Source organism: Quyinboa sediminis (assembly GCF_042219855.1).
GTDB lineage: Bacteria > Bacteroidota > Bacteroidia > Bacteroidales > UBA5342 > JBHJHP01.
In genome coordinates, this window is record NZ_JBHJHP010000005.1 from 272,507 (window position 1) to 298,183 (window position 25,677).

Annotated in this window: 23 protein-coding genes and 1 pseudogene; 12 read left to right on the forward strand and 12 right to left on the reverse strand. The window is 41.4% G+C overall.

All coding sequences use genetic code 11. The features are described 5' to 3' along the window. Positions 1-209 precede the first annotated feature (209 nt). Positions 210-656: an energy transducer TonB gene (locus tag ACE1EF_RS13735; RefSeq protein WP_375721252.1), complete on the forward strand. Its 447-nt coding sequence runs from the start codon at positions 210-212 to the stop codon at positions 654-656. A 177-nt stretch (positions 657-833) separates the two neighbouring features. On the opposite strand, the gene ACE1EF_RS13740 is transcribed toward ACE1EF_RS13735, so the two are convergent. The 5 genes from ACE1EF_RS13740 to ACE1EF_RS13760 all read right to left on the reverse strand — a co-directional run bounded on the left by ACE1EF_RS13740 (position 834) and on the right by ACE1EF_RS13760 (position 6,680). Next, positions 834-2,054 carry an outer membrane protein assembly factor BamB family protein gene (locus ACE1EF_RS13740; protein WP_375721253.1) on the reverse strand — a complete coding sequence of 407 codons (1,221 nt, stop codon included), beginning with the start codon at positions 2,052-2,054 and terminating at the stop codon, positions 834-836. Positions 2,055-2,149: 95 nt separating this feature from the next. Continuing rightward, positions 2,150-3,352, reverse strand: coding sequence for a 4Fe-4S binding protein (locus ACE1EF_RS13745; protein ID WP_375721254.1), 1,203 nt, complete (start codon positions 3,350-3,352; stop codon positions 2,150-2,152). A 10-nt stretch (positions 3,353-3,362) separates the two neighbouring features. Next, positions 3,363-4,700: a hypothetical protein gene (locus ACE1EF_RS13750; RefSeq protein WP_375721255.1), complete on the reverse strand. Its 1,338-nt coding sequence runs from the start codon at positions 4,698-4,700 to the stop codon at positions 3,363-3,365. Positions 4,701-4,731: 31 nt separating this feature from the next. Continuing rightward, a complete protein-coding gene (locus ACE1EF_RS13755) occupies positions 4,732-6,312 on the reverse strand; it encodes a 4Fe-4S binding protein (protein WP_375721256.1) in 1,581 nt (526 codons plus the stop codon). Next, a complete protein-coding gene (locus ACE1EF_RS13760; RefSeq protein WP_375721257.1) occupies positions 6,312-6,680 on the reverse strand; it encodes a hypothetical protein in 369 nt (122 codons plus the stop codon). The genes ACE1EF_RS13755 and ACE1EF_RS13760 overlap by 1 nt, the downstream gene beginning before the upstream one ends. A 491-nt stretch (positions 6,681-7,171) precedes the next feature. Between ACE1EF_RS13760 and ACE1EF_RS13765 the strand changes: the two genes are divergently transcribed. Further along, positions 7,172-7,774, forward strand: a complete 603-nt coding sequence (locus ACE1EF_RS13765) for a riboflavin synthase (RefSeq protein ID WP_375721258.1) — start codon at positions 7,172-7,174, stop codon at positions 7,772-7,774. Here ACE1EF_RS13765 and ACE1EF_RS13770 read toward each other — a convergent pair. From ACE1EF_RS13770 to ACE1EF_RS13780, 3 genes are all read right to left on the reverse strand, one after another. Continuing rightward, entirely contained in the window at positions 7,734-9,359 is a 1,626-nt protein-coding gene (locus ACE1EF_RS13770) for a HAMP domain-containing sensor histidine kinase (RefSeq protein ID WP_375721259.1), read from the reverse strand. The two genes, ACE1EF_RS13765 and ACE1EF_RS13770, sit on opposite strands and share 41 nt — an antisense overlap. 62 nt (positions 9,360-9,421) lie before the next feature. After that, complete coding sequence (gene rlmB, locus ACE1EF_RS13775) at positions 9,422-10,174, reverse strand: 23S rRNA (guanosine(2251)-2'-O)-methyltransferase RlmB (protein ID WP_375721260.1); 753 nt, start codon at positions 10,172-10,174, stop codon at positions 9,422-9,424. A 109-nt stretch (positions 10,175-10,283) separates the two neighbouring features. Then, on the reverse strand, positions 10,284-12,224 hold the full coding sequence (locus ACE1EF_RS13780) for an ABC-F family ATP-binding cassette domain-containing protein (protein ID WP_375721261.1): 1,941 nt from the start codon (positions 12,222-12,224) through the stop codon (positions 10,284-10,286). A gap of 351 nt (positions 12,225-12,575) precedes the next feature. Between ACE1EF_RS13780 and tnpA the strand changes: the two are divergent. From tnpA to ACE1EF_RS13825, 9 genes and pseudogenes are all read left to right on the forward strand, one after another. Next, positions 12,576-13,031 (forward strand): annotated as a pseudogene (tnpA, locus tag ACE1EF_RS13785) (IS200/IS605 family transposase). A gap of 251 nt (positions 13,032-13,282) precedes the next feature. Then, the gene (locus ACE1EF_RS13790; RefSeq protein ID WP_375721262.1) at positions 13,283-14,026 is read left to right on the forward strand and encodes a hypothetical protein; all 744 of its coding nucleotides are present in this window, start codon (positions 13,283-13,285) and stop codon (positions 14,024-14,026) included. Between the two features lie 95 nt (positions 14,027-14,121). Further along, entirely contained in the window at positions 14,122-14,973 is an 852-nt protein-coding gene (locus ACE1EF_RS13795) for a hypothetical protein (protein WP_375721263.1), read from the forward strand. Between the two features lie 32 nt (positions 14,974-15,005). Beyond that, complete coding sequence (locus ACE1EF_RS13800; RefSeq protein ID WP_375721264.1) at positions 15,006-15,617, forward strand: hypothetical protein; 612 nt, start codon at positions 15,006-15,008, stop codon at positions 15,615-15,617. Between the two features lie 201 nt (positions 15,618-15,818). Continuing rightward, a complete protein-coding gene (locus ACE1EF_RS13805) occupies positions 15,819-16,970 on the forward strand; it encodes an FAD-dependent oxidoreductase (protein WP_375721265.1) in 1,152 nt (383 codons plus the stop codon). A 98-nt stretch (positions 16,971-17,068) separates the two neighbouring features. Beyond that, a complete protein-coding gene (locus ACE1EF_RS13810; protein ID WP_375721266.1) occupies positions 17,069-18,286 on the forward strand; it encodes a permease in 1,218 nt (405 codons plus the stop codon). A 73-nt stretch (positions 18,287-18,359) separates the two neighbouring features. Further along, entirely contained in the window at positions 18,360-21,374 is a 3,015-nt protein-coding gene (locus ACE1EF_RS13815) for a glycoside hydrolase (RefSeq protein ID WP_375721267.1), read from the forward strand. 139 nt (positions 21,375-21,513) lie between these two features. Continuing rightward, positions 21,514-21,915: a hypothetical protein gene (locus ACE1EF_RS13820; RefSeq protein ID WP_375721268.1), complete on the forward strand. Its 402-nt coding sequence runs from the start codon at positions 21,514-21,516 to the stop codon at positions 21,913-21,915. A gap of 12 nt (positions 21,916-21,927) precedes the next feature. Next, positions 21,928-22,632, forward strand: a complete 705-nt coding sequence (locus ACE1EF_RS13825) for an RluA family pseudouridine synthase (protein ID WP_375721269.1) — start codon at positions 21,928-21,930, stop codon at positions 22,630-22,632. 25 nt (positions 22,633-22,657) lie between these two features. Here the strand turns inward: ACE1EF_RS13825 and trxA are convergent, their stop codons facing one another. The 4 genes from trxA to ACE1EF_RS13845 are packed head-to-tail and all read right to left on the reverse strand — an operon-like array spanning position 22,658 to position 24,110. After that, positions 22,658-23,068, reverse strand: a complete 411-nt coding sequence (trxA, locus tag ACE1EF_RS13830; protein WP_375721270.1) for a thioredoxin — start codon at positions 23,066-23,068, stop codon at positions 22,658-22,660. A 2-nt stretch (positions 23,069-23,070) separates the two neighbouring features. Next, positions 23,071-23,208, reverse strand: coding sequence for a hypothetical protein (locus ACE1EF_RS13835; protein ID WP_375721271.1), 138 nt, complete (start codon positions 23,206-23,208; stop codon positions 23,071-23,073). Beyond that, a complete protein-coding gene (locus ACE1EF_RS13840) occupies positions 23,198-23,485 on the reverse strand; it encodes a co-chaperone GroES (RefSeq protein ID WP_375721272.1) in 288 nt (95 codons plus the stop codon). Before ACE1EF_RS13840 ends, ACE1EF_RS13835 begins: the two co-directional genes overlap by 11 nt. Positions 23,486-23,504: 19 nt before the next feature. Further along, positions 23,505-24,110: a glutaredoxin family protein gene (locus ACE1EF_RS13845; RefSeq protein ID WP_375721273.1), complete on the reverse strand. Its 606-nt coding sequence runs from the start codon at positions 24,108-24,110 to the stop codon at positions 23,505-23,507. A 227-nt stretch (positions 24,111-24,337) separates the two neighbouring features. On the opposite strand from ACE1EF_RS13845, the gene nhaA reads away from it, so the two are divergent. Then, positions 24,338-25,675 (forward strand): Na+/H+ antiporter NhaA, encoded by a 1,338-nt coding sequence (gene nhaA, locus ACE1EF_RS13850; RefSeq protein ID WP_375721274.1) that lies wholly within the window; start codon positions 24,338-24,340, stop codon positions 25,673-25,675. Positions 25,676-25,677: the final 2 nt, after the last annotated feature.

Genomic DNA, 25,677 nt, shown 5'->3' on the forward strand with positions numbered 1-25,677 from the left:
TGCCATTTTTTACATGCAGGCTTGTGCAGCAGATGCTTCATCGTAAAACCAAACATAAAATGCGCGTAAAAAGTAAATCCTGATGTGCTGTACCGCCAGGTTTATTTTTTGCCCCTCTCCTTTTGTCTGCTGTATCACTTTTTTATGTATTTTAGTCTCACCAAATGAAAAGAACCTGTATCGCTTTGATACACTATAACCTTATATAAATGATGAGACAGAAAAAAGCTACGGCAATCTTATTACTTATCTTATTCTATTCGGCGACCAATGCTCAGGAAAAAAAAGAGGAATACAGTGCATTTATGAAAAATGGCATTGAGTACAGAACCAATGGGAAAGACACAATAATCATCGTTGACCCCAAGCCTGAGTTTAAAGGAGGGGACGCTGAATTAATGAAGTATTTAAGTGATAACATCAAATACCCTGCAGAGGCACGCAAAAAGAAAATTACAGGAAAAGTTTTCGTTAAGTTTACCGTTGCCAAAAACGGGAAAATTATGGATTGCAAAATTGAGAAAAGTGTTGACCCTATCTTAGACAAAGAAGCATTGAGGCTTATTAAAAGTATGCCAAGATGGAAACCAGGGGAACAAAATGGGAAACCTATTCCGGTTTCATATACGATACCTATTAACTTTATGCTGGAATAAAAAATATTTGCCAACACAGTATAGTGCATACGGTTTATTATAATTCACCAGCCTACATACCGAATACGCCTTTACGGTTTTGACGATCTCCACTTCGTAAGCTTCCGCCGGCTATGGGAAGAATGGCACGACATCAAACTGCTGGAACGGTAAAAGCAACTTTTTTTTCTTAAAAGCCTACTTTTTCAGATTAAAGACCTTCATCTGATCCTGGTACCTCACATATAGTTTGCCATCAGCAATAACAGGGTGTGTAAACTGCTGCTGGCCATCAAATACCTTAAACTTACTGATGATGTTAAACGCCGCTGAAGAAGGTTCAACCAGGGCCAGTTCACCATCATCGCCATAGCAGTACAGCATACCATCGGCGGCAATAATACTGCCCGTTTTAAGTCCACGTTCCTGCCAGTTGGTGGTTCCGCTCTCAAGGTTTACTGACATCCACGTATGTTTTTTATTGGAGATGCCATATACATTGCCATTCAGTTCCACGGTACCGCCGATTTGATTATCAAAAGCCTGATTGTACCATTTAAGTTTAATTTCCGAAGCATCATCATTCAGATTAAACACCCGGGCACCTTCACCGTATGGCGATGAAATAAACAAGGCTCCGTTTTTATAATACGGCGAAATACAATTGTCAGTCCAGTTCTTGTAAGAATATGCCGTCCACAGGGAATCGCCGGTTTCATAGTCCACCCCAATCAGGTAATGGAGGGTCATGGTTGCGACCACTTTGCGTTTGTTATGTTCAAAATACACGGCATTGCAATATGCACTGACATCGGCCCTACCCGGTGCTTCCCAGATTACCGAGCCATCCTTCTGTTTCAGGGCCACCAATGCTGTGGTTTTTCCGCCGGGTGTAAAAATAACGACATCATCCACGAGCAAGGGCGACTCACAAAAACCGAAATTGGGTGGTTCGGCCTTAAACCGTTCACCAATATTCAGGCTCCATAGGATCTCACCATTTTTGGTATCCATACAGAATGCCTTGCCCTGACCGGACAGCATGAATAATTTATCGCCTTTTACAACCGGTGTACTTCTGGCGCCCGGGAAGCTGTTTTTATTCCATTCTTTTCCGTATGTCACATCCCACATCAATTGCCCGTCAAGCGTGTAGCAGTACATATGACCTGTGGAATCCTGCATGCCGGCTATAAATATATTTTTGTCTGTTACAATGGGAGAAGAATATCCCGTTCCCAGACCGCTGTCTATGGACCACAGCAGTTCAGGTCCGTTTTCAGGCCAGGTCCTTAATAAACCGGTTTCATTATAAACCCCGGAGCGGTCCATGCCACGCCAGTCGTAACTATGATCGTTTTTTGCAAAACCAACAGTGCACAGCACCAGTAAAAGTGTTCCGGAAATCAGCTTCTTCATTCTTTTCAGTTTTATTCAGCCGCTTAAAATACGAAAAGATTTTATGCCGGAGATGATGCCGTCTGAATTTAGGATCACTCTAAACAAGGCAGAATTTATAATGGTTTTATGGCATCGTAGGAACAGTATTGTTCGCATTTGGTACAGTTGACACATTTTTCGTCTACGATGGTAGCGGCATGCAGTTGCCGGTCGATGGCATTCCATTTATCACAGGCATCGAAGCATTTTCCACACCGGTTACATTTTGACTCGTCAATAAATGGTTCGGCGTAATTGGCCGGTTTAATCTTCAAAATGGCTTCGTGTGTACACACCGGAACACATTCACCACATTTTTCGCAGGTATCCTGATGGATAACAGCAGGTGCATAATTTTCCGGTTCAACCTTACAGATTACGTCATGCGGACAGGAAGTCACGCATTCATCACAATTATCACATAACGCTTTGTTGATATGTGGTTCACCCTCCTCCAACTGTGTCCTGATGACAGCCTCAAAATCACATACCAGGAAACAGGCGCCACAATTCACACAGCTTGTCTTATCCAATACAACCTTTGCCGGATGAATGGCTTCATGCGGACAGGCAGACACACATTTTCCGCACCGTGTACATTTCGACATATCGATGATTGCTGCATTACCCGCATATTTTGTGATCGCACCGTATTCGCAGGCAGACACACATTCGCTGTTGCATTCGTGGTTCTTGCATTTGTTCTGAACCGAATATTCCTCACGTTCATAAACGATGGCATCATGCCCCTGAGCATTACAGGCTGTAATACATTCCCCGCATCCCACACATATTTCTTCGTCCAGCGTGATATCAACAGCAGGAATAGAAATAGCCTTTTGCGGACAGGAAGCCACACAATCACCACAATAAGCACAACCATCGGTCAGTATTTCATGATAGACAGCAGAGACCGTAATCGCTTCATATTCGCAAATATCACGACAGGCTCCGCAATCCGTACATTTTTTAGTATCAATAATGTAATCTGATTGTACCACGTGAATGGCCTCTTCCTCGCAGGCTTCCATACATTTACCGCACTCCAGACAGGTGCTTTTATTGATGTTATATTCGCTCTTGCCAGCCAGATTGATGGCATTATAGTAGCATACCTCCAGGCAGTCACCACAACCGGTACACATATCCGGATCGATTCGTAAACCTGCATAACTTAATTTGGCACACGACGATAACCAGGTGCCCGTTACAGTTGCTGCACCGGCAAAAATCAGGGACTTCCGGATAAAGTTTCTGCGCTCGTTTTTTGGTTCCATGATGTTGAGATTAAAAGGTGAATCTTAGTTCGGCCCGGCCCAACCAGGTCCGGTTTTGCGGCAATCGTTGTGTAATATATCCTGCCGTGCAGGACAAATGAAAGTGTTTACCCAGGGTTTTAGTGATCTGTATATCTTCTTCGTACAACCTTTCAGCAACCGTATTGGTGGCATACTGCACCTTTATGCTCAAGCCCTTCCCTTTAAACCGGTGTTTGGCATAGACCGATAACAAAGGCATTTCCACGGATTCCAGCCGCAATACCTCACCCAGAAACAAATTGGTATACGACAGCGCCGGAGTGGCATTCTGCGTGCCTTTAAAAAAATGGTAATACACTGCATAAAAGTCCGTAAAACCCAGTTTACTGCTGTAATTTCCTTCCAGCGAATTGATCAGAAAAGTACCCTGGTTTGACCCTAAATACTGAAACAAAGCCTCAGTTTTAAAGGTAAGATTCAACGGTAGGGTAAGGGATCCGAATGCGCCACTCCAGAATCCTGTACCGGCATTATACTGCCCGAATTCACTGTATATAATTACACCTGCCGATTCCAGCTTCAGCGGAAATTTCTTTGTGGGTCTGGCATTAAATGACCCGAATTCGTCTCCTCCTCCACTAAGTTCATCCGTTGAAAATTCGTCCGTATTGCTGAATTCATCTTTCCCGACCTCTTCAAAACTGCCGAATTCATCATTTGATTCCCGGTTTTCTGATTTCCGTTCCGCCTTTTTTTTGTATTGTGCCGGTTTAAATGAAACCGTCACCGCACTAAATTTTTCTTCAAAAGGCTGGCTGGCGAGATACGGTCTTGTCCGGTTCATGATGATATCATACTGGAAACATTTGGTACAGAACGAACCGTTTCTGGCAAACTGTTCAGAGACTGTACCTGCGGCGGCCTCCAGCAAAAAGCCGTTATTCTTATAGCGATAACTGGCTGCCATGGTCCGCTCATTAAAAACGAACATATCCTGTAATTGTAAGGATTGCAACCCCACTTTGACACTATGATTTCCCAGTGAGGGATTCAGGTACAACTCCCGCATACCCAGGCGGGTATTTTCAAAATACACACCATTCTCGTTTGTATTCCAGTATTTTACACCACCTTCAGCATATATGCTGATGTGGTTCAGGTACAGTTCAAGTGCTCCCAAACCCATGCCGTTTAAAAGCTGCCTGTCACCCAGCAGGCCACCTCCGGCTTCTCCTTCCATTGCCCAGCTTACCGGACCGTCTTCCCAAAAAGGTTTAAGATGTGCGTTGATCTTTGACGGGCAGCTCCATTGTGCCATGATCTGAAAGGGTACAACAAGGGCAGTAAGAAAAATCCATTTTCTCATAACAAGCGGTTATTATTGAGGTTACAAACGTTTAAAGCGGTTTAACGCAATCGAAAACTATTTTGCTGTTGCCGAATTTCTGGTTAATTGCGCTTTTAGTACAGTTATCCTGACAATTCCCACATCGGATACATTCGGCATTATCTATAGTGCTGACTTTATCCTCGCGGGTTATGGCACCTACTTCACAGGCATTGTTACATACCCTACAACCGATACAGTCGTCCGATGGCTTTAAAATGGATGCTCCCGGCAACCTGGACACCCATCCCATCACCAGGCCCACGGGACAAAATCCACGGCAGAAAGGACGGTTGATCATCAGAGAACTGACCAGTAAAATAAATAACAGGATGTATCCGCTTAAATGAGCCGAAAAGAGGTTGAATGCCACCTTGAACGGATCATAATGAATAAACACATTTGTATGCGTTACGGCAATCTGCACCACCAGAACAACGATGGTAACATTGCGCATTATTTTTAATACTTTCTGGGCTTTGACACTCCTGAGTGGTTTTACAATGGCAGCTTTATACAGAAATTCCTGGAGTGCTCCCAAATGGCAGAACCAGCCACACCAGACACGTCCAAAAAAGTAGGTAATCACCAGTAATCCTACAAACCATAACATTAGTCCCCAGAATATGGGTGCACCAAACAACCACATCACAAATTCCTGGAAACTGGAGATCATGCAGGGACATCCGCCATTATAAAAACCCATGTAGATTAAACCTCCTAACAGAAACAGTGGCCTCAGTTGCCGGGTCCGTTTAAATAAAGATAGTATACCTGCCAGCAGCGTGATAAGTAAAATGATGGCAACATATCTGATTTTTGATGCCCTGGCATCCTGTTCTTTTTGACTGACCGCAACATCAGTTCCGGCTGTTGAATTGCCATGTTCCAGGCTCTCGCCATGCCCGCCTTCACCTCTTCCAAGACCTTTACCATGACCTCCCTTACCCCTGCCTGTTCCATCTCCCTTTCCTTTATGTTCTTCTTCTTTATGTTCAGCATTTACAGCAGCAGTATTTCCTTCAAAAGCGGCAAATTCATTATCGCCATCACTAAACGATTTGAATTCATCGTTATCCTGACCATTGGTCTGAGTTTCGAAGGGTGCAGACTCATCAGCGTTGCTGCTGCTTACCTCTGCTTCTTCAAAAGGTGCAAATTCCTCTGATCCGGCTTCATCAAAAGGTGCAAATTCCTCTGATGGCGGTTTCTCTCCGGACTTGCTACTATGTGAACCATGACTTCCATGATTCCCATTGGCAAAACCGTTATCTGCATAGATCAGTTGAACCGTAAATATTCCGGCTATAACTCCTGCAAAAAGCAGAAAACTCCAGGTTCTAATTTTTTTAAAAAACCACAGTCCACCAGCAATCAGGATTAAGGGGACAGGCCAAATCAGGCTTTTTAACGGTAACGATTCGTTTTCTGATTCACATAAAGCAGCATTGGGACATCCGGCACATGCACTGTCTTCGGATGATTCAACTTGCGTGGGAGTGCTGATCTTTTCTGATGCATAAGAAATTTCTGAAATAAAGAATAACAGAAAGATTACTATCAGAAATTGGGGTAAATAGCTGTTCTTCATCACTTCACATCCACTGAAAAGGTTCCACTTCCACCTTCCTTCTGACAGGTTCTGATTGCACTGAACGAGGATTTTCCATCCACCGGTTTAATGACTTGCAATTTGAATTTGCGTTCAAACATACCTGGCTTGACTTCTTTCCATTCTGTTGCACCCAGTACTTTAAATCCGGGATAATCATATCTGGTTGCCTCCAAACCTTCGGGACAATTACGATGTGTTAAAAAGATTGTCAGCTTTACAAAAATAATATCACCTGGGGAATAAACTTCCTTTGCCTCTCCCAGGGTTTTAAATTCAATCTCACACGCTGATACCGTGATAATTGAAAATATAGTAAACAGGAGTAAAAAAGTGATCTTTTTCATCTTAATTAATATTACATCAATAAAAGGGATTGTATTTTAAATGGAGAGTCCTCAGAATTTAAATATTCTGAGAAAAGAATTCAACAGGTTTAAGACCGGTGCATTTTTAGCCCTCTGTTCATATCCGGGTAAGTTTGCCTGATTGCTTTTTAGGTGTAAGTTGCTCATGTTCTTTCGTTTTATAAGATTAATGATTGTTGTCTGGTTAAAAAAACAAATATTAATTAAAGATTCTTCGCTTCATTTTATTGCGCTCAGAATGACAGTCTCTTAGGTTCATATGGGGCTGTAGGATGGGTTGGTTTGCTAATCCATAGCAAACCAACCCATCCTCCTGCCCAACAGCCAGCAACTGCCTGTCATTCCGAAGTGAAGCGAGGAATCTTTGAAGCTTTAACCGCACAACAATGAAGTTTAATGATTGGTTTTGATTAAATCGTTTACTTAATCAACCGCATTTTAGTACTTTTACCCTAAAATTTTTTATCATCATGTTTTCAGGAATAGTAGAAGAAGCAGCGGAAGTTGTATCGCTGAAGAAAGACGGTGGCAACCTTCATATTACCATGAAGTGTTCCTATGTTAATGAGTTAAAAATTGATCAGTCCGTTTCGCATAACGGTGTGTGTCTTACCGTGGTTGATCTGACAAATGAGACCTATACGGTTACAGCCATTCAGGAAACACTGAATAAATCGAATCTTGGCCTGCTGAAAGTGGGCGATAAGGTGAACCTTGAACGCAGCATGTTGATGAACGGGCGCCTGGATGGACATATTGTTCAGGGTCATGTGGATCAGACCGCAACCTGCGTGAGCGTGGAAGAGATGGACGGCAGCTGGTTCTTCACCTTTGAATATGAATTTGACAGGGAAAAAGGCAAACAGGGTTACATCACCGTCGAAAAAGGTTCGGTGAGTGTGAATGGCGTAAGCCTAACTGTTGTAAATTCAAAGGATAATCAGTTTTCTGTAGCCATCATACCTTATACATATGAGTATACCAATTTTCATCAGATTAAACCAGGAAGTGTGGTCAATCTTGAATTTGATATTATCGGGAAGTATCTGAGTAAGATGATGCGTTACCAGTAGTATTCAGGGGTAACAATATACTGAACTCGGTCCCCTCACCTTCTCCGGAGGTGAGGCCGACTTCTCCGTCCATCAGATTCACCAGTGCCTTAACAATTGACAAACCCAATCCTGTACCACTGTGTTTTCCGCTGAAAAAACTATCGGTGTGCGCCTGGGTAAACCGTTCAAAAATATCCTTCTGTTTCTCCGGCGGTATGCCTATTCCTGTATCGGTAACCTTAATACTGAGTTTATCTTTTATTTTATCAGCTGTAACCTTCACAAATCCTTTTTCGGTGAACTTCAGGGCATTATCAACAAGATTGATGATAATCTGACTTAAGCGTTTGGCGTCCAGCCAGATGTCTTCCTTGCATTCCCACTTTATCTCAAATAAAAGATCCACATCGTCAGGAATCTTATCCGTTCCGTTATAAATGGTTTGAACCTGCCTGAATAACCTGCAGAGGTCCACATGTTCAGGAATCAGCTTAAGTTGTCCGGCTTCCAGTTTTGAGATATCCAGAATATCGTCAATGATGCGCAACAACTGATTACTGCATACTTTAATCACTGATCTGTATTCCCGGCGTTCCTCCTCAGTCAAGCCCTCTTCGTTCAGCAGTTCTGTAAAACCGACGATGCCATTCATGGGCGTGCGTATTTCATGGCTCATATTAGCCAGAAACGCAGACTTAAGCCGGTCCGCTGATTCTGCATTATGTTTTTCTTCGTTTAGTTTTCTGTTGGCTCTGATCAGTTCTTCATTTTTATCGTTAACCTCAGCCCTTGCCAGCGATAAGCGCGAAGCCATGTTGTTGAATTCTTCAAATATTTTACTGAACTCCGAATTGGGATTCTCGTTGATCCGGTACCACAGGTTGCCTTTTTTAATTTCGACAACACCTTCTTTCAGTTTTTCCAGAGGGTTACTGATAGTTCTGAAGGTGTGCACCGCCAGAAAAATACCAACAGCGAATATCACAAACATCAATCCCAGCCAAAGGGCAAAATTCCTGTTGGTATGTGCAATAACATGCCGTACAAAATCATCAAACTGCCGGTGGTATCTTGAGTTGATATGCCGTAAGAATTCGCTGAAATCAATGGCTTTTGCCCTGAAATCCACACCGGATTTGATTAATTTTTCCGGCGACGATTCAGGATCGTTCAGCCGGTCCCTGAAGTCTTCGTATTCCGTAATAAAGCTGCTCTTGCGCATCTCAATTTCAAGCGCCAGTTTATCATAGAAAACCTGATCGGTATAGTCGAATTCATAGCCCGGCATGTAATTTGAAAACTTGTTAGACAGATTGTCCAATGCCGAAAGGATGGTATCCTTTTTAGTTCGAAGATTTATAAGATCCCTCTCCCAATCGTTATGGTAGCTAATACTTTGAGTCAGCTTATCCACAAGGGGTACGATATCATTTACATCTGACAACAGCACAGAAGTCATTTTCACAATACTGACATCGCGTTCCATCAGTATGTTCAATTCCTTTTTTACATCCCTGCTTCCTTTAAGTACAACCAGTGTCAGGACGGTTACCAGAATGATAACCGGAACCAGCATGAGTATAAGTTTATATTTCAACTTCATAATCTGATCTTAAATTAAAGGGAGCAATGTCGGTGAAAATACGGAGAGCCAAAATGCATCATTCATCGATTCATTTGAGCCGGCATTCTTTGCTTTACAACTTCAAAAATCAGAATTCCTGCGGCCACCGATACATTCAGGGAACTCACGGTACCCTGCATTGGAATGGATACCAGATAATCGCATATCCGTAATGTTTCAGCAGATAATCCTGTATCTTCTGATCCCATAACGATGGCCAGCGGAACATCCATTTGAGTGGCATTGAATACCGTATCTCCCTTTTCGGAAGCCCCGAGCAGCTTTAATCCCGATCCTTTTAAAAACTGTAAGGATTTGAGCAGGTTTGTTGTCCTGCACACCGGAATTTTATGCAACGCGCCTGCTGAGGTTTTTATGGCATCGGCGTTGATTACAGCTGATCCTTTTGAAGGAACAAGAATCGCATCTACACCGGCACACTCAGCTGTCCGTGCTATGGCACCAAAGTTTCTCACATCGGTTACTCCGTCAAGAACCAGGATAAAGGGTGTCTTTCCCGCTTCATATAAGCCCGGAATAATGGTTTCAATATCGTGATAAACCACTTCGGAAATCCAGGCCACCACGCCCTGATGATTTTTCCTGGTGATCCGGTTCAACCGTTCAACCGGAACCTTTTGCAAGGGAACAGATCTGCCTTTGAGGGCATTAAAAAGCTCCGTTGCCAGATCACCTTTCAGGTCACGTTTCACCATAATCCGGTGTATCTCTTTTCCGGCGTCGATCGCTTCAATTACTGCACGAATACCAAATATGTAATCCGGGTTTGCCATTGTCTTTTTATTAACGTATGTAGCGGGTTTTATTGCCTCAAAATTAGACTAAGGTGTCTAATAAATCAATTATTGAGGCCTAACGTTTGTTAACGAAGTATATTTTGTGTTATAGTTTGCTGTTGAGATCATCCAGTTGCAGGGATGCTTCCTCCCACTCCACCATCACTTTTTCAAGCTCTTTTTCCTTTTTCTGAAAAAACGAGTAAAGCGATGTATCATTGATATTATCGGGATTGGCAAGCAACGTTTTCATGTGTTCAATTTCTCCTTCAAGCTGAGAGATCAGATTCTCGTATTCCTTCACTTTTCTTTCTGCATAGCTGATCTGCTTATTCAGGGCTTTGCGCTCCTCATAGTCATTTACCTTTTCTGTTTTCTGCTCAGGATCTGCCGCTTTTGCTGTTGTTTTATTCTTACGTTCCAGTTCCTGCAGGGTTTCCATCTTCTTGCGTTGCAAAAATTCATAAACCGTACCCAGATGTTCTTTGACCTTTCCGCCTCCAAATTCATACAGTTTACTGCTTAAACCATCCAGAAAATCCCTGTCGTGCGATACCACAATTGCCGTGCCGTCAAATTCATTAATGGCCTGTTTCAACACCTCTTTAGAACGGATATCGAGGTGATTGGTCGGTTCATCCAACACCAGCAGGTTAACCGGTTCAAGTAAGAGTTTAATCATGGCGAGCCTGGATCGTTCACCGCCTGAAAGCACCTTCACCTTTTTATCGATATCCTCACCCCTGAACATAAAAGCTGCCAGAATATCCCGGATCTTCGTCCGAACATCGCCGACTGCCACATGATCTATCGTTTCGAATACCGAAAGGTCTCCATCCAGCAAATCAGCCTGATTCTGCGCAAAATAGCCGACTTTAACATTGTGACCGGTTTTCAGTTCACCACCCATGCCTTTCAGATGCCCGATAATGGCTTTGACCAGGGTGGATTTACCTTCGCCATTCTTTCCCACGAAGGCCACCTTGTCACCGCGTTCAATAATCAGATTCACCTTGTTAAGTACGACATGCGAGCCATATCCTACCTTATAATCTTCGGCCTCTACCACAATGGTACCGGAACGCGGAGCCGGCGGAAACCGGAGATTAAGGGCACTGTTATCCTCTTCGTCAATCTCCAGAACATCCATTTTCTCCAGTTGTTTAATCCTGGACTGAACCTGAACCGCCTTTGTGGCTTTATACCTGAACCGTTCTATAAATGCCTCCGTATCCTTTATCTGCTTCTGCTGGTTTTCGTATGCCCGTTTCTGTGTCTCCCGTCGTTCTTCTCTCAGCTCCAGAAATTTACTGTAGGGCACACGGTAATCGTAAATACGACCCAGTGTTATTTCTATGGTCCGGTTGGTGACATTATCGAGGAATGCCTTATCGTGAGATACCAAAACAACTGATCCGGGATACGTTTTCAGAAAATCCTCCAGCCATTGGATGGATTCAATATCCAGGTGGTTGGTCGGCTCATCCAGCAACAGCATATCCGGTTTTTGCAGCAACAGTTTAGCCAGTTCAATACGCATGCGCCAGCCTCCGGAAAACTCTGATGTCGGGCGATCCAGATCTTTACCTGTAAACCCCAAACCGGTCAGAGTCTTCTCAATCAGTCCTTCCGAATTATCACCGCCCAGAATGTTGTAGTGTTCGGACATGTCTGTAACCTTATGGATAATATCAAGATATTCATCCGATTCATAGTCTGTACGCACCGCGAGCTGATGGTTGTAATGCTCAATCTTATCCCTTAATTCCTGCAAATGTCCAAAAGCGGTAGCAGCTTCCTCACGCACGCTTTTACCGTCCTGATGCACCATGTGCTGAGGCAGATAACCAAAGGTAAAATCATTGGGAACAGATAAAATTCCGGTGGTCGGATTCTGCTTGCCACACAAAATTTTGAGTAAGGTGGTCTTCCCTGCACCATTCTTCCCTACCAGTCCTATTCTGTCTTTTGTATTGACCAGAAAAGAGATGTCCTCAAACAGCGCGAATCCTCCGAATAATACACTTATTTTATCAACCGATACCATATCCTCAAAATTTCGACAAAGATAAAATTTTTTGGGTCACCGGCGGAATGAATAAATAGTGTGACCAAAAGCAAATTATATTCGCAATTAAAAAGACTTAAGCTATCCTGACTTAAGCCATTTATTTTAGAAATAGTTAAAACCAAAACCATGGAAGGTTGAAGAGTATCTCGTTTATTTTAGTTTTTGCAACCATTTTAGGCTATAAGCCTAAAATATCAAAGCCTGGGGCCACGCCCCAGGCAAAAATGCTATGTGCCAATTCAGGCTGAAAGTCTGAGATATGATGAAATACAAATTTGTAACTCTCGGTAAAGATCTCTAATTTTAGATGCCTTAAAATCTAAAAATATGGGACAATCTTTATCACAACTTTATGTGCATTTAATATTTGACACAAAAAAAGGCTATCCTTTTATCAATTCCCGAATTGAAAAGCAATTACATGCTTATATCGCAGGAACCTGTAAAGCGCATGAATCTCCTGCTATAATCATCAATTCTGTACCTGATCACGTGCACATATTATTTCGCCTATCAAAAAATTATGCCCTGGCTAAAATTATCGAAGAAATAAAAAAACAATCGTCAAAATGAATAAAGGGTATTGATGGTGGCAATAAAAATTTTAAATGGCAAATTGGCTACGGTGCTTTTTCAGTGAGTTCTTCTAAAGTTGATCTTGTTAAGCGTTACATTCAAAATCAGAAGGAACATCATAAAAAATTATCCTTTGAAGCTGAAATTGAAGATTTTATGAAAGTCTATAAAGTAATTGATTTTAACCAATCTTATTTCTGGGAATAGGTGAAGATTAAATATTTAATATATTGAGATTTATCTCAACCTTTCAGGCTGAAAACGACATTCTTCTGACCTAACCCGGGGCGTCACTCTGTTTGCCCCAGGCTTTGCCATCAAAGGCCTACAGCCTTTTGGTCTCAATATTTATTTTTGTCTATCCTAACCCTTAGCTTTTATTGTGAATTTGAACAAGTCCAGGTTTTTTATACTTAAACATTAAACTTTTTCGTTCCTGTTATTACAAACCTGTTTAAATGATGATTGTTAAGAAAAGATTTTTACGATTCACTGTAATATTGATGATATCATTTACCTTTATTTATGCTGCACTGCCACAGATGATACATAAAAATCATGGCACCAGCCAATCAACAGGAACCGTGAGTAACGGCAGGCTTAATAACGGATATAAACTTCCGTACAAAGGAGATAATTTCAGGTATTACAGTTTTTTTGACTATTACATTTTAGGACGCTGCTATGTTCACTCTGATATCTACCGGATTACCCTTGATTCCTATGCTGATCTGAAGAGTTTTTACCCGGATTATACCTTCAGAATCATGGAGTGTTCCGGCAGAAAAGGTGGAAGATCCTTTCCTCACCGGACCCACCAAAACGGAACAAGCATAGACTTTATGACCCCATTGAAGAAAGATGGTAAAACCAATCTGTTCTGGGATCATACCGGAATGGCTCGTTACGCATTAAAATTTGATAAAGATGGAAAACTGACTTTAAATAAAAAAGTTGAGATTGATTTTGAAAAACTGGCGTTGCACGTTCTGACGCTTCAGAAAAATGCAAAGAAGCGGGGTTATCACATTAAGAAAGTTATTTTGGAGACCAACCTTAAAGATGAGCTGTTCAACACAAAATACGGCAATCAGCTCAAAACATCCGGAATATATTTTGTGAAGTCTCTTACTAAACGCATTAACGAACTGCATGATGACCATTATCACATCGATTTTGAAAAAACAGATAATTATTTATAAATTAACACTTTGCAATTCATATTATTCTTATTTTTAAAGTCCTGAATAAAATTACTTATCTGAATACTGAATTTAATCATCTAAATTAATACATCATGAAAGCCCTGATTACCCTTTTCATCACACTATTAGTACTCACTTCCTGTTCAAGCTGGTTTGAAGATACAAAAATCACAAAAAATGTTATGACAGAATTTATAGCAAATTCTAACGATTCTACTAAAATATTTTATGATGGAGAACAAATTAAACTCATTATTCATAAACTGGATAATTCAGCAGCAGCAGCAGATACCACTGACACAAACAACTGGCTGGCTAAGATCGCAATTGATTCCGTATTTTTCAAATATACAGGCGATGAGGTTTCGGCATATACAATAAAAGAATACGTTACATATAATGACAACAGAACAGTTTACGACACATTAACTTTTTATGTTACCAAAAATGATACTATGATTTGTATATCTTCTTCCAGATATAGCAGGTATTTTATCTATTCAAATGGTTTACTCACTAAAACATATTATTCCCAAATTACGAATCCGCAAAAGCCTGAAAACATTTATACTTATAAATTCAATTCCTCAGGTAATTTAACTGAAATAATGATGCTCACAGATTACAAATACCTGCTTAATGACTATGACGATAAAACAAATCCTTTAAACCAAATCAATAAAATACTGGGATTCCCATATTATGATGGCGTCAACTGGAAATCCGCCAATAATGTACTAAAAATAATAGCTTTTTATTCAAAGAATCAATTGCGAAATATACCTCCTGATACTATTTATAACTCCTATGTTTATTATAACAACAACGTTATTGAGATGAATACATCCATTGTCAGAAACACCTTACATGGAGATTCTCTGGTTAGTATCAGGGATACACAGCTTGGAATTAATTTCATTTATAAGGATATCGTTTTAGAATAAAAAATTATCTTTAACAGTTAATTCTGTTAACTATGAAATTTATAAAACCTGTACAGGTATTGTTTTGCCTCTGCTTATGTATTGCCCTTAATGCGAATGCGCAAAAGTATATGGGCAAATTCTTTATTGGTGGATCATCTGACCTTAATGCCAACATAATCCGGGATGTTAATTCAGACGAAACACTTAAATCAGTAAATATGACTCCCGAGGCCGGCTGGTTTGCCTTTGAGAATCTCGTCGTTGGGCTCGGTGTTCCTTTTGAATATCAAAAGGAAAAAAACCGTTACGACTTAAATAAGTATATTTCATTCCTTGTGGTTCCCTATTTAAAGTATATCGCAACCGGAAACAATACCGTCAGACCATTTTTTAAAGCTCAATTCGGATTCGGGGCTTCGTCATACTCTGAAGACAACTACCGAAAACAAAAATATCAACAGGTGTTTTATGGCTTTAGCGGAGGTCTGGATCTTTTTATAAGCAAGAATTTTGTGCTTGATACAGGTATTGGCTATTCATTTATCAGCAGAACCGTGTATCAACAGGACTATTTTTCGTCTTATTTCAATCTCGGGCCGGATTTGAATGTAAGAAAACTATCCAGTCTGGATCTTACGGTAGGAATAATCTATATTCTGTAACTATACCGTATTCAGTTCACAGTTTTAAGCTATGCGTAATAAAGGGATATACGTATAGAAATTTAGAATAGAAATCAAAACAACAGTTTTGATGTAAGTCTTTTCTTACGGGCCGTCTCTTTTGCCATATTTTGTTAAATATCTTAAGATATTTCAAAATGTTTATTTCCGGGTAGGTGTTTCCTTACCTTTAATAGAAAAATGCAAAATCTCAATATTCTAATCATCGGGTCCGGTGTTGCCGGACTTACGACAGCATTGCTGTTAAAAAAACAGGGGTTGACTCCAACAGTAATAGAAAAAGAGGAAAAGCACGCCTTTAACCGTTCCGGCTATATGCTTGGCTTGTTACCGCTCGGGGGCAGAGTGATGAATCAGCTTGATTTATCATATGCCTACTATGAAAACAGTGTTGAGATGAAAACCTATGAGATTCATAAGGAAAACGGCGATCTGATAAAATCCTTTGAACTTGATTTTATTAACGATGCATATGGCTCATATCGTGGAATTGAACGCCAAAAGCTGATCAGTCTGATGTTAGACCAATTCGGCTCCGGCAACATTCGGTTTGGGACTACCGCAACCGGTTTTGATCAAAATGCAGATGGTGTATCCGTAGAGTTTTCAGATGATACCGTAAAGGTTTTCGATCTTGTTATTTCTACGGATGGCATGCATTCACAGACACGCCAAAAACTCTGGGATCCCGGTGAATATGATTATTATGATACCAACTGGGGTGGCTGGATCTGCTGGCTGGACGGCACTCATCTGGATTCTTACAAGGAATACTGGGGCGCGGCATCGTTTCTTGGTATATATCCTGTGAAGGACAGAATGGGCGTATTTCTGGGCGGACCAGTTCAAAACATACAGGAAAAAGGAATTAAAGCCTTTATTAATGCCATACAGAAGGATGTAAAGCCTGAACATAAACTTCTGCATATTGCACTGGAACAACTTTCAAAAACAGATTCTCCCTTTTTCTGGAAACTCCACGATTATCGCACAAAAAGCTGGGTCAAAGGAAATATAATGCTGCTGGGTGACGCAGCTTGTGGATTCCTGCCAACAGCAGGTGTCGGAGCCTCAATGGCCATGGATTCAGCGGCGTCACTTGTGGACGAACTTTCAAGATGTGATAAAAAACACCTGGGATACGGTCTTAAGCTTTACATGAAAAGACAGAAGCAAAAAGTTGAAACCGCACAGGATGATTCCAGGAAGCTCGGTAAATTTATGTTTGTAAAATCAAAGCTTATCAGCGAAATACGCGATTATGCGATGCGCTATTATTCACTGGAGCAAATGCTTCACAATCTGAGTAAAACCATAGAGGGTGAAAACTGATCTTCCGGGGTATGGTTTGATCCGGTAAATATTTCTACGTAACTTTATGACTTACATGGTTATGTAAAGTCTCTCTAATTATTCAAACAACAAATCTTATGGATTCTTTTTTACAGCAATGGGGCGAAGCCTCGTATACATCATTTTCTTTTTTCTGGATGGCGCTTTGGGCTTTTATGCTTGGGTATGTCATCAGCAGCATGATCCAGATTTTCGTGACCGAGAAACGCATGAAACAAAGCATGGGGAAGCCCGGCATAGGCAGTATATTAAAAGGGACATTTTTCGGTTTTATCAGCAGCTCGTGCAGCTTCTCAGCTTTAGCCAGTACAAAATCACTTTTTCAGAAAGGGGCCAGTTTTATATCCTCTGTAGCTTTTCTGCTTTCATCAACAAACCTTGTTATCGAACTGGGGATTATTATTTCCATATTTTTGGGATGGCAGTTTCTGGCTGGTGAATATATTGGCGGAATAATGCTGATCCTGTTTAGCTGGTTACTGGTCAAACTAATCCGTCCTGACAAACTCATTAAAAAGGCAAGGCAAAACCTTGGAAGCCCTGACGAGGACGAAGATATGGAAAAACCGTTCAGCGAAAAAGTCAAATCCATGGAGGCCTGGTCAAAAACGGGCAAACAATACGCCATGGAATGGAAAATGGTATGGAAGGATGTCACCATTGGATTTACCATTGCCGGCATCGTCTCGGCATTTGTCCCGGATTCCTTCTTTCAGACGCTCTTTATCCATACCGGTGACGGACAACAGAGCTACAGTTTTTTAACACTTCTGCAACATGTTATTGTCGGCCCCCTCGTGGCTTTTATGACCTTTATCGGTTCAATGGGAAATATACCACTGGCCGCATTACTGTATGGGAAAGGGGTTAGTTTTGCCGGTATCATGGCTTTTATTTTCAGTGATCTGGTCGTCTTCCCTGTGCTACGGATCAACGCCAAATATTACGGCTGGAAGATGGCATTTTTCATTCTGCTCCTGCTGTTCCTGTCACTGATTATCACCTCTTTGACCCTGCATTACGGCCTGGATATCATGAACCTGCTTCCGGACGGTTCACAGCAAAAGATCACCGATAATATGGGTTTCAAAATTGACTATACCTTTTTTCTGAATATCGCCTTTCTTATCATTTCAGGCATACTGGCCTGGTTTGGATTTGTAAAAGGTAAACATGTCATGCATCATAAAGAGATGGCTCCCAAAAGTCCTGCACTCGAAAAAACGCTGAAATACATAGCCTTAGCCTGTTATGTATGGTTGATTGCCGGTTTTGTATTACATTTTGTCGTATAAGTGCCATTTTTCCAACTATGTTTATGACGAACCGGAGCCATAAAACCGTATTTTAGCGGAAAGCTAAAAAAGAATGAAACAATACTACGCTATTTTAATTGTTGTTCTGTTATCTGTTTTTGCAAATTTAAGTGCTCAGAACATTAATATAAAACCTGATCCCTCAAAGGAATATCAAACCATTGAAGGCTGGGGTTCTTCGTTGTGCTGGTGGGCTCATATGGTGGGACAATGGGACGATGAAGCCAAAATTGATGAAATCGTGGATCTGATCACCTCACCGGATAAGCTCAACATGAACATCTTCCGCTATAATATAGGAGGAGGCGATGATCCCTCCCACTATTCTACGCCGGGAAATCCGGGACATATGGCAGACGGTAAAGGTGTGCGCGCCGAGATGGAGGGATTTAAACCGGGTGAAAATGAACCTTATGACTGGACTGCCGATGCCGGACAGCGCAAAATAATGCTCAAAATAAAAGCGAAACGGCCGGATGCCATTTTTGAGGCATTTTCTAATTCACCACCTTACTGGATGACTTACAGCGGTTGTTCTGCCGGAAATAATCCTGCCGGTTCAGACAACCTGAAACCGGAATATTACGGACAGTTTTGTGATTATCTTGTTGAGGTCTGTAAACACTATAAAGACAAGTACGGCATTGAATTTAAAACACTGGAACCGTTTAATGAATCGCTCAGCAGTTACTGGGGATACCTCGGCGGACAGGAAGGATGCCATTTTGATGCCTCCACTCAGATTGCCGTGATAAGGGAATTATATCCACGGTTACAGGCATCAGGATTAAACACAGTGATTTCAGCTTCGGATGAAACAAACATCAGTAGTTTTATCTATGCCATGAATGCCTACATCACTGCCGGTGACATTATTCCAAAACTGGGACAGATCAATACACATACCTACAGCGGCAGTGATCCGGAAAGGGTTGAAGCTCATAACCTTTCACGTACAATGGGAAAAACACTCTGGCAGTCTGAAACAGGGCCAAGCGGTTTCAGTGGCAGTGGTATCAGAAATAATCTGCAACTGGCTCAACGCATGTTTAGTGATCTTACCATAATGAAACCTTCTGCTTGGATCGACTGGCAGTTGATGGAAGAATGGAATGATAACTGGTGCCAGATGCGCTGCAGCTTTGCGGATGAAACTTACTACACCGTAAAGAACTTCTATGTCAGAATGCAGGTCACCCGTTTTGTGAAACAAGGCTACCGTATCCTGGAATCCGGAGCACCAAATATTTTGACTGCCATCAGTCCTGATAATAAGGAATTGGTTATGGTGGTTCTGAACCAAACCGATTCGGATCAGAACGTATCAGCTGATCTGTCAGAATTTGGAATGGTAGCTGCTTCTGCGACGGTTTACAGGACAAGCTCATCAGAAGACTGTTCAAAAAAACCGGATCAGGCTATAACAGAAAGTAAACTAAGTTATGTCTCGCCCGCTCAGAGCATCACAACCTTTATCATTCCGGTAACTTTTACGAATTATGCTCAGTTCAGATTAACAGAAGGCATAACCTTCGAGGATCAAAATACGGAGGGCTTTTCGGGTACATCAGTACAATTATCTGAAAATGGGGCGAAAAGCGAACTGAACAGTAGTCGTTTTACACTCTCAGCAGGCGATAATGTGATCAGCTATGAAACCGGGCAGAGTTTTGTGACGACAGCGGAATACCGCTATCTGCATATCATGACCCGGTCGGGCATTCACAATTCTTCGCAAACGGCAACCGGTGATACAATTTTACTGGAATCAACTGATACCTGGCAGGATCAGGTCATCGATTTTGGCATCAATACTTCATTTTCAAAACTGATATTTAAAGCTGTAGATCCGGGAAACCGGCTTACAATGGATAACCTGATCATGAACAATGATCCTGATCCAAGAGGAGTAACTGAGGTGGCTCCTTTTTTTGATTTTGAATCTGCTTCAGGTGTACCTGTAATGAACAGAATCCCATTCGAAAATGGTTCTGCTGTTCAAGTTAGTGCAAATTCAGATATTGTTGGGATGAATGTTTCGGGACATATACTGGAATACCTGTACCCCATGGTGGCAAACTCCACTGTCAGTGAAGACACCTTATTATTTACCCTTTACGCTCCACTGAAAATATCAGAGGCAACCGCTTATTTTCACATGCTGGTTAAGTCTCCTGAAAGGAAAATTAATGTCACCATAGGTCAAATCAGCAGGGAGGTTTCTGTAACGCAAGGTGAATGGACAGATGTCGTCATCGATCTTACGGGATTGTTAAACCAGGTTATCGGATCTGTTCAGATTTCGCCATTGGGATCGGTTAAACTGAACACGATTATGTATCTTGATGATATTACCTTTAATGCTAATTCCGAACCCCGTACCTATGTTTTTGAAGCTCCGGAAAACGGCACCTATATCATTTACAGCCGGAACAGCAACAATGTCATTACGGTTAACGGAGATGGGGATGGTCTCATACAGGATCTTCCAGATGATGCTTATCAGAATCAGGATCAGCTTTGGGATTTCACTGCGACGGAAGGAGGTTACACCATCAGCAACACCGGTTCAGGCAAAGTGATGACTGATGAAGATGCCTATCTGCTGGCTTTAATCGAACCGGCGCCGGATAAAGACGGGCAGATTTTTACCGTTTCTGAAACTGATGGTGGTTATGTAAAAATAGTATCCGTAAAAACAGGGAAAGCCCTTGATGTGGAAAGCGAAAGCACCGCAGCAGGTGCCAACATCGGATTGTGGGATTTTGGTTCAACCAATAATTACCACCGGCAATGGGCACTGGTTAAAATAGCCGGAGCAGATGCGCTTCAACAACCAAAAGATAACAATGCAGTGCCTGTACAACTGATTGCCGGGAAAGGCCAACTTACATTTTTCAATGCAGAGATTAGCCCGGAAATAACCATATACACGGTGAACGGAAGGATGATCAAAAAACTACACCATGCGGGACAGATGGTAACCATACAGCTAAAACCAGGTGTATATATCAGTCAAATCAAGACCATCTCTGGTATTTTCAGTCTGAAGGCTCTGGTTTATTAAAGTCAAAGATATACCCTTTGTAATACGATCCTGTTTGTCATCCGCTTTTCCTGAGAGGATTTCAGGTATTGTTGTTGCATTGAAATTTCATGTACCTTTACACCCTAAGAACTTGATTTTAAAAGTAAACCTCCGAGATATGAAAAGCAGAATACGAATATTTGGAATACCCGTGAATCAGCGAAATGTGGTGCGCTGGAAAATTTATATTGACCGTGCCAGGATGTATATCGGCTATATCAGTTTTATCATGCTGGGATTTGTTTTTCTGAATTCTTTTCAAAATGATTCCATTCGTACATATCTGGACCAGAACAAACTCTGGGTCTATCCGGTCATCATGGTATTGTTTGTTGTGGTTTCACTTTTCCTTGGCCGTCTCGACACCAAGTTGGGAATGCGTCGTGAAGAGATGCGCAACCAGGCAGCAGAAAATCCGGTCACCATGGAAATTCTGAATTCCTTAAGAGAGATAAGGGAGATGCAGAAAAAAATGCTGGACGGGCAGGAAAATTCAGCGCAAACAACAAAACATAAATAAAATAGCATACACGTGGAGCACAAAAACGCAAAGCAAACACCACCCCGCAAATATCAGCCAAGAGGCCTGACCATTTTACATGAGGATCAGGACATTATAGTCGTCAATAAAATTAACGGTTTGCTCACCATGAGTACAGGAAGGGAACACGAAAAAACAGCCTATTCCCTTTTGACCGATTATGTTAAGAAAGGGAACAGCCGCTCCCGTAATCGTATTTTTATTGTGCACCGGCTGGATAAGGACACATCGGGTGTTCTTGTATTTGCAAAACACGAAAAAGCTAAACGCTTTTTACAGGATAACTGGCAGGAATTCAGCAAAACATATATGGCGGTTGTGCATGGTGTACTGCATAAAAAGGAAGATGTCATCACCTCATATCTGACCGAGAATAAACTGCACAGAATGTATTCCACAAATCAGAAGGGCGAAGGGAAATTTTCTAAAACCGGCTATAAAGTCATCCGTGAATCAAAATATTTCAGTTTACTCGAGATCGACCTTTATACCGGCACCAAAAACCAGATCCGTGTACACCTTTATGAAGCCGGTCACCCGGTTGCAGGAGATAAAATGTACGGAGAAAGGGATAAGAGCATTAAAAGGCTGGCTTTACATGCAGCTTCATTAAAAATTAAGCACCCATACTCCAGAGAAGAGATGACCTTCAGTACGGAACTACCGGTTTACTTAAAGTCGCTACTGAAACAATAAAACCGGAGGTACTTCCGGCTTTAATTCATGCAAGTCCTACTTCCTTTAAGATGGAGCGTTTGGGTTTGACGCCCATTATCCGTTTCACCTCTTTTCCGTTATCGAACAGAATCATGGTTGGAATGTTCCGGATGTTATATTTCTGTGCCAGCGCCTGCTGCTTATCCACATTTACTTTGGCAATGGTAATATTACCTTTTTGCTCTTCTGCAATCTCATTTAGTGTGGGAGCAACCATTTTACATGGCGCACACCACGGCGCCCAGAAGTCCACTAAAACTTTTCCACTTTTGATAACAGGTTTAAAATTCTTGTTGTCAAGAATTCTGATATCCTTACTCGGTGCCACATCCTCCACATTTTTCATTTTTCTGTAACTGTAAGCAATGTACGCTATAACCAGGGCCAGAACACCCAATCCGATATACCATCCCATATTTACTTGTTTTCTTCCATGTTAAACGACTCCGGCTCTTCGGAAACGAAATCAGCATTCCCTTTAAAAACCCTTTTTAAAAACGCCCTGAATGAAATCCAGACGTGGATCATCGGGCAACTCTGACTATCAAATCTCATCTGTTTCCACAATTTTAGCGAGTATCTCAGAATACTGGATCAGCAGATATTTTTTCCCTTCAAATTCAGTTTCTGTTCCACCGTAGGTTTTATATAAAACTGAATCTCCAACAGAGATTTCAGCATTCTCAATATTACTCATTGCCACTACTTTAGCAATGGTTTGTTTCTCTTTGGCCGAATCAGGAATAATAATTCCCGATGCTGTGCGCTGCTCTTTTTTATCGTCGGTTACATCGAGCAACACGTTCTGATTTACCGGTTGTAATTCTCTCATGTTATAATAGTTTTTGTTTTTATCCCTGTAAGCCTAATAACTCATTTATCCGGGCTTTGTTGAACCCAACAATTATTTCTCCGTTAATATCGGTCTGTGGAACCCCCTGCTGTCCGGTTCTGCGGACAAGTTCTTCCGCTGCTTTAGGATCACGGGAAACATCCACATCGGTATATCTTACCCTTTGATTTTTAAGATATGTTTTTAACGTGTTGCACCAGGAACATGTTGGAGTGGAATACACTGTTACCCTTTTTTGCAGTTTCCCTTCCTTTTTTACTTCTGCAAAATAAACGGCATCTTCAAATAATGCTTTATAGTGTCCGGCATTGTTACAGCCTTTCACAACATTCTTAAATGAACCATTCTCAAACTCAAGCAAGGAAGGAACCGAGGTGATACCAAACTCTGTATGAATATCCCTTACCACTGTCACATCGGCATAATAAAGGTTCAAACCTTCCACATTCTCGCTACCTTCTGCAATATGCCCAAACGCACATTCACTTTGTTCCGTACCCTTTTTGTACAATAACAGGTAGGCTTTGTCTTTCCCTGATACTGCATCTTTTAATTCCGAAAAAGAATTGATCTGAATCATAATTCTACCTCTTATTTTTTCCAATCACAAATTTATTTGAATCATTGCATTTCATCAATACTATACCGAGCAATTATAACCGGTTCCCATATGAAATTTTACAGGAAAAAAGCTATAAAATTTCAATTTTATAAAATAGGTTAAAAGTAATACGCCTAAGTATTAAATCAGAACCTTTTCAAACGATCTCCTGTTATAGCAGTATAACCAGCTGTGATTAAACACAATCAACACAAAACACGTTTCAGATCATGGAAAAAAAACAACAGGAGAGTTTCATTAAAGACTCTATCATTACGCCCATCCAGAAATTCACCCGGATTGAAAGCTTCAGTGGAATTCTGCTGTTCTCAGCCACTGTAATTGCACTGATCCTGGCTAATTCACCAATAGGAGAATCATTCAATGCCATCTGGGAATATAAAATAGGAATTAGTTCCAAGAATTTTCATCTGGTTAAACCGCTTATCCTGTGGATCAATGATGGGTTGATGGCCATATTCTTTTTTGTGATTGGGCTGGAAATCAAACGTGAGCTGATGATTGGAGAGTTGAACACGTTCAAAAAAGCTTCTTTACCGCTGATTGCAGCCGTTGGAGGTATGATCGTTCCGGTTTCCATATATCTTCTGTTCAATCAAACACCGGAGACACACAGTGGCTGGGGAATTCCCATGGCTACGGATATTGCGTTTTCACTTGCCATTCTAACTCTGCTGGGGAAAAGGGTTCCGGTTGCCCTTAAAGTATTCTTAACGGCATTTGCCATTGTGGACGACCTTGGAGCAGTTTTGGTCATTGCACTGTTTTATAGCGAGGAGATTAAATGGATGCTGTTGCTTTACGCCATGATCCTGTTCGTTGTGTTACTTATTCTGTCACGAAAAAATCTGTATTCCAATTACATTCTGGTTATTGTGGGCGCCGTAATCTGGTATCTGTTTCTTAAAGCCGGAATTCATCCGACTATAGCCGGTGTATTACTGGCATTTACGGTTCCTATAAGTCAGAAAATTGATATTAAAACTTACAATGAAAAGTTAAAGGGCATCGTAGCCAGAATTGCCCGGACAGAAGACAATGATAAACCAATTTTAAAAGACGAACATTTTGATGCGGTAGACCAACTTGAAGAATGGACGTCAAAAGTGCACTCACCTCTGCAGCACCTGGAACATAAGCTGCATAACTGGGTGGCTTACTTTATCATGCCGGTGTTTGCATTTTCCAATTCCGGCGTTATTATCAGCAGTGATTTTCACCTCGACTTTCATCTGATCGGCCAGATATCCGGCGGACTCATATTAGGTAAGAGTATTGGCATAACGTTGTTTTCCTGGATAGCCATAAAATTTGGTCTGGCCGCCAGACCTGCAGGATCAGACTTTAAACAGATTATCGGCATTGCTTTTCTTGCGGGTGTAGGATTTACCATGTCAATATTCATTGCAAACCTGGCTTTTGCAAAACATTTCTTCCTTCTCGATTCGGCCAAACTCGGTATCCTTGTGGGTTCGCTCATATCCGGCATTGTCGGTTATTTAATCCTGAGGAAGTATACTTCGAAAGATGAAACGTCTAAAGTGTAAAA

Coding starts and splice junctions, on each gene's coding strand:
- ACE1EF_RS13735 (WP_375721252.1), top strand. CDS start 210: ATGATGAGACAGAAAAAAGCTACGGCAATCTTATTACTTATCTTATTC.
- ACE1EF_RS13740 (WP_375721253.1), bottom strand. CDS start 2,054: ATGAAGAAGCTGATTTCCGGAACACTTTTACTGGTGCTGTGCACTGTT.
- ACE1EF_RS13745 (WP_375721254.1), bottom strand. CDS start 3,352: ATGGAACCAAAAAACGAGCGCAGAAACTTTATCCGGAAGTCCCTGATT.
- ACE1EF_RS13750 (WP_375721255.1), bottom strand. CDS start 4,700: ATGAGAAAATGGATTTTTCTTACTGCCCTTGTTGTACCCTTTCAGATC.
- ACE1EF_RS13755 (WP_375721256.1), bottom strand. CDS start 6,312: ATGAAGAACAGCTATTTACCCCAATTTCTGATAGTAATCTTTCTGTTA.
- ACE1EF_RS13760 (WP_375721257.1), bottom strand. CDS start 6,680: ATGAAAAAGATCACTTTTTTACTCCTGTTTACTATATTTTCAATTATC.
- ACE1EF_RS13765 (WP_375721258.1), top strand. CDS start 7,172: ATGTTTTCAGGAATAGTAGAAGAAGCAGCGGAAGTTGTATCGCTGAAG.
- ACE1EF_RS13770 (WP_375721259.1), bottom strand. CDS start 9,359: ATGAAGTTGAAATATAAACTTATACTCATGCTGGTTCCGGTTATCATT.
- rlmB (WP_375721260.1), bottom strand. CDS start 10,174: ATGGCAAACCCGGATTACATATTTGGTATTCGTGCAGTAATTGAAGCG.
- ACE1EF_RS13780 (WP_375721261.1), bottom strand. CDS start 12,224: ATGGTATCGGTTGATAAAATAAGTGTATTATTCGGAGGATTCGCGCTG.
- ACE1EF_RS13790 (WP_375721262.1), top strand. CDS start 13,283: ATGATGATTGTTAAGAAAAGATTTTTACGATTCACTGTAATATTGATG.
- ACE1EF_RS13795 (WP_375721263.1), top strand. CDS start 14,122: ATGAAAGCCCTGATTACCCTTTTCATCACACTATTAGTACTCACTTCC.
- ACE1EF_RS13800 (WP_375721264.1), top strand. CDS start 15,006: ATGAAATTTATAAAACCTGTACAGGTATTGTTTTGCCTCTGCTTATGT.
- ACE1EF_RS13805 (WP_375721265.1), top strand. CDS start 15,819: ATGCAAAATCTCAATATTCTAATCATCGGGTCCGGTGTTGCCGGACTT.
- ACE1EF_RS13810 (WP_375721266.1), top strand. CDS start 17,069: ATGGATTCTTTTTTACAGCAATGGGGCGAAGCCTCGTATACATCATTT.
- ACE1EF_RS13815 (WP_375721267.1), top strand. CDS start 18,360: ATGAAACAATACTACGCTATTTTAATTGTTGTTCTGTTATCTGTTTTT.
- ACE1EF_RS13820 (WP_375721268.1), top strand. CDS start 21,514: ATGAAAAGCAGAATACGAATATTTGGAATACCCGTGAATCAGCGAAAT.
- trxA (WP_375721270.1), bottom strand. CDS start 23,068: ATGGGATGGTATATCGGATTGGGTGTTCTGGCCCTGGTTATAGCGTAC.
- ACE1EF_RS13835 (WP_375721271.1), bottom strand. CDS start 23,208: ATGAGATTTGATAGTCAGAGTTGCCCGATGATCCACGTCTGGATTTCA.
- ACE1EF_RS13840 (WP_375721272.1), bottom strand. CDS start 23,485: ATGAGAGAATTACAACCGGTAAATCAGAACGTGTTGCTCGATGTAACC.
- nhaA (WP_375721274.1), top strand. CDS start 24,338: ATGGAAAAAAAACAACAGGAGAGTTTCATTAAAGACTCTATCATTACG.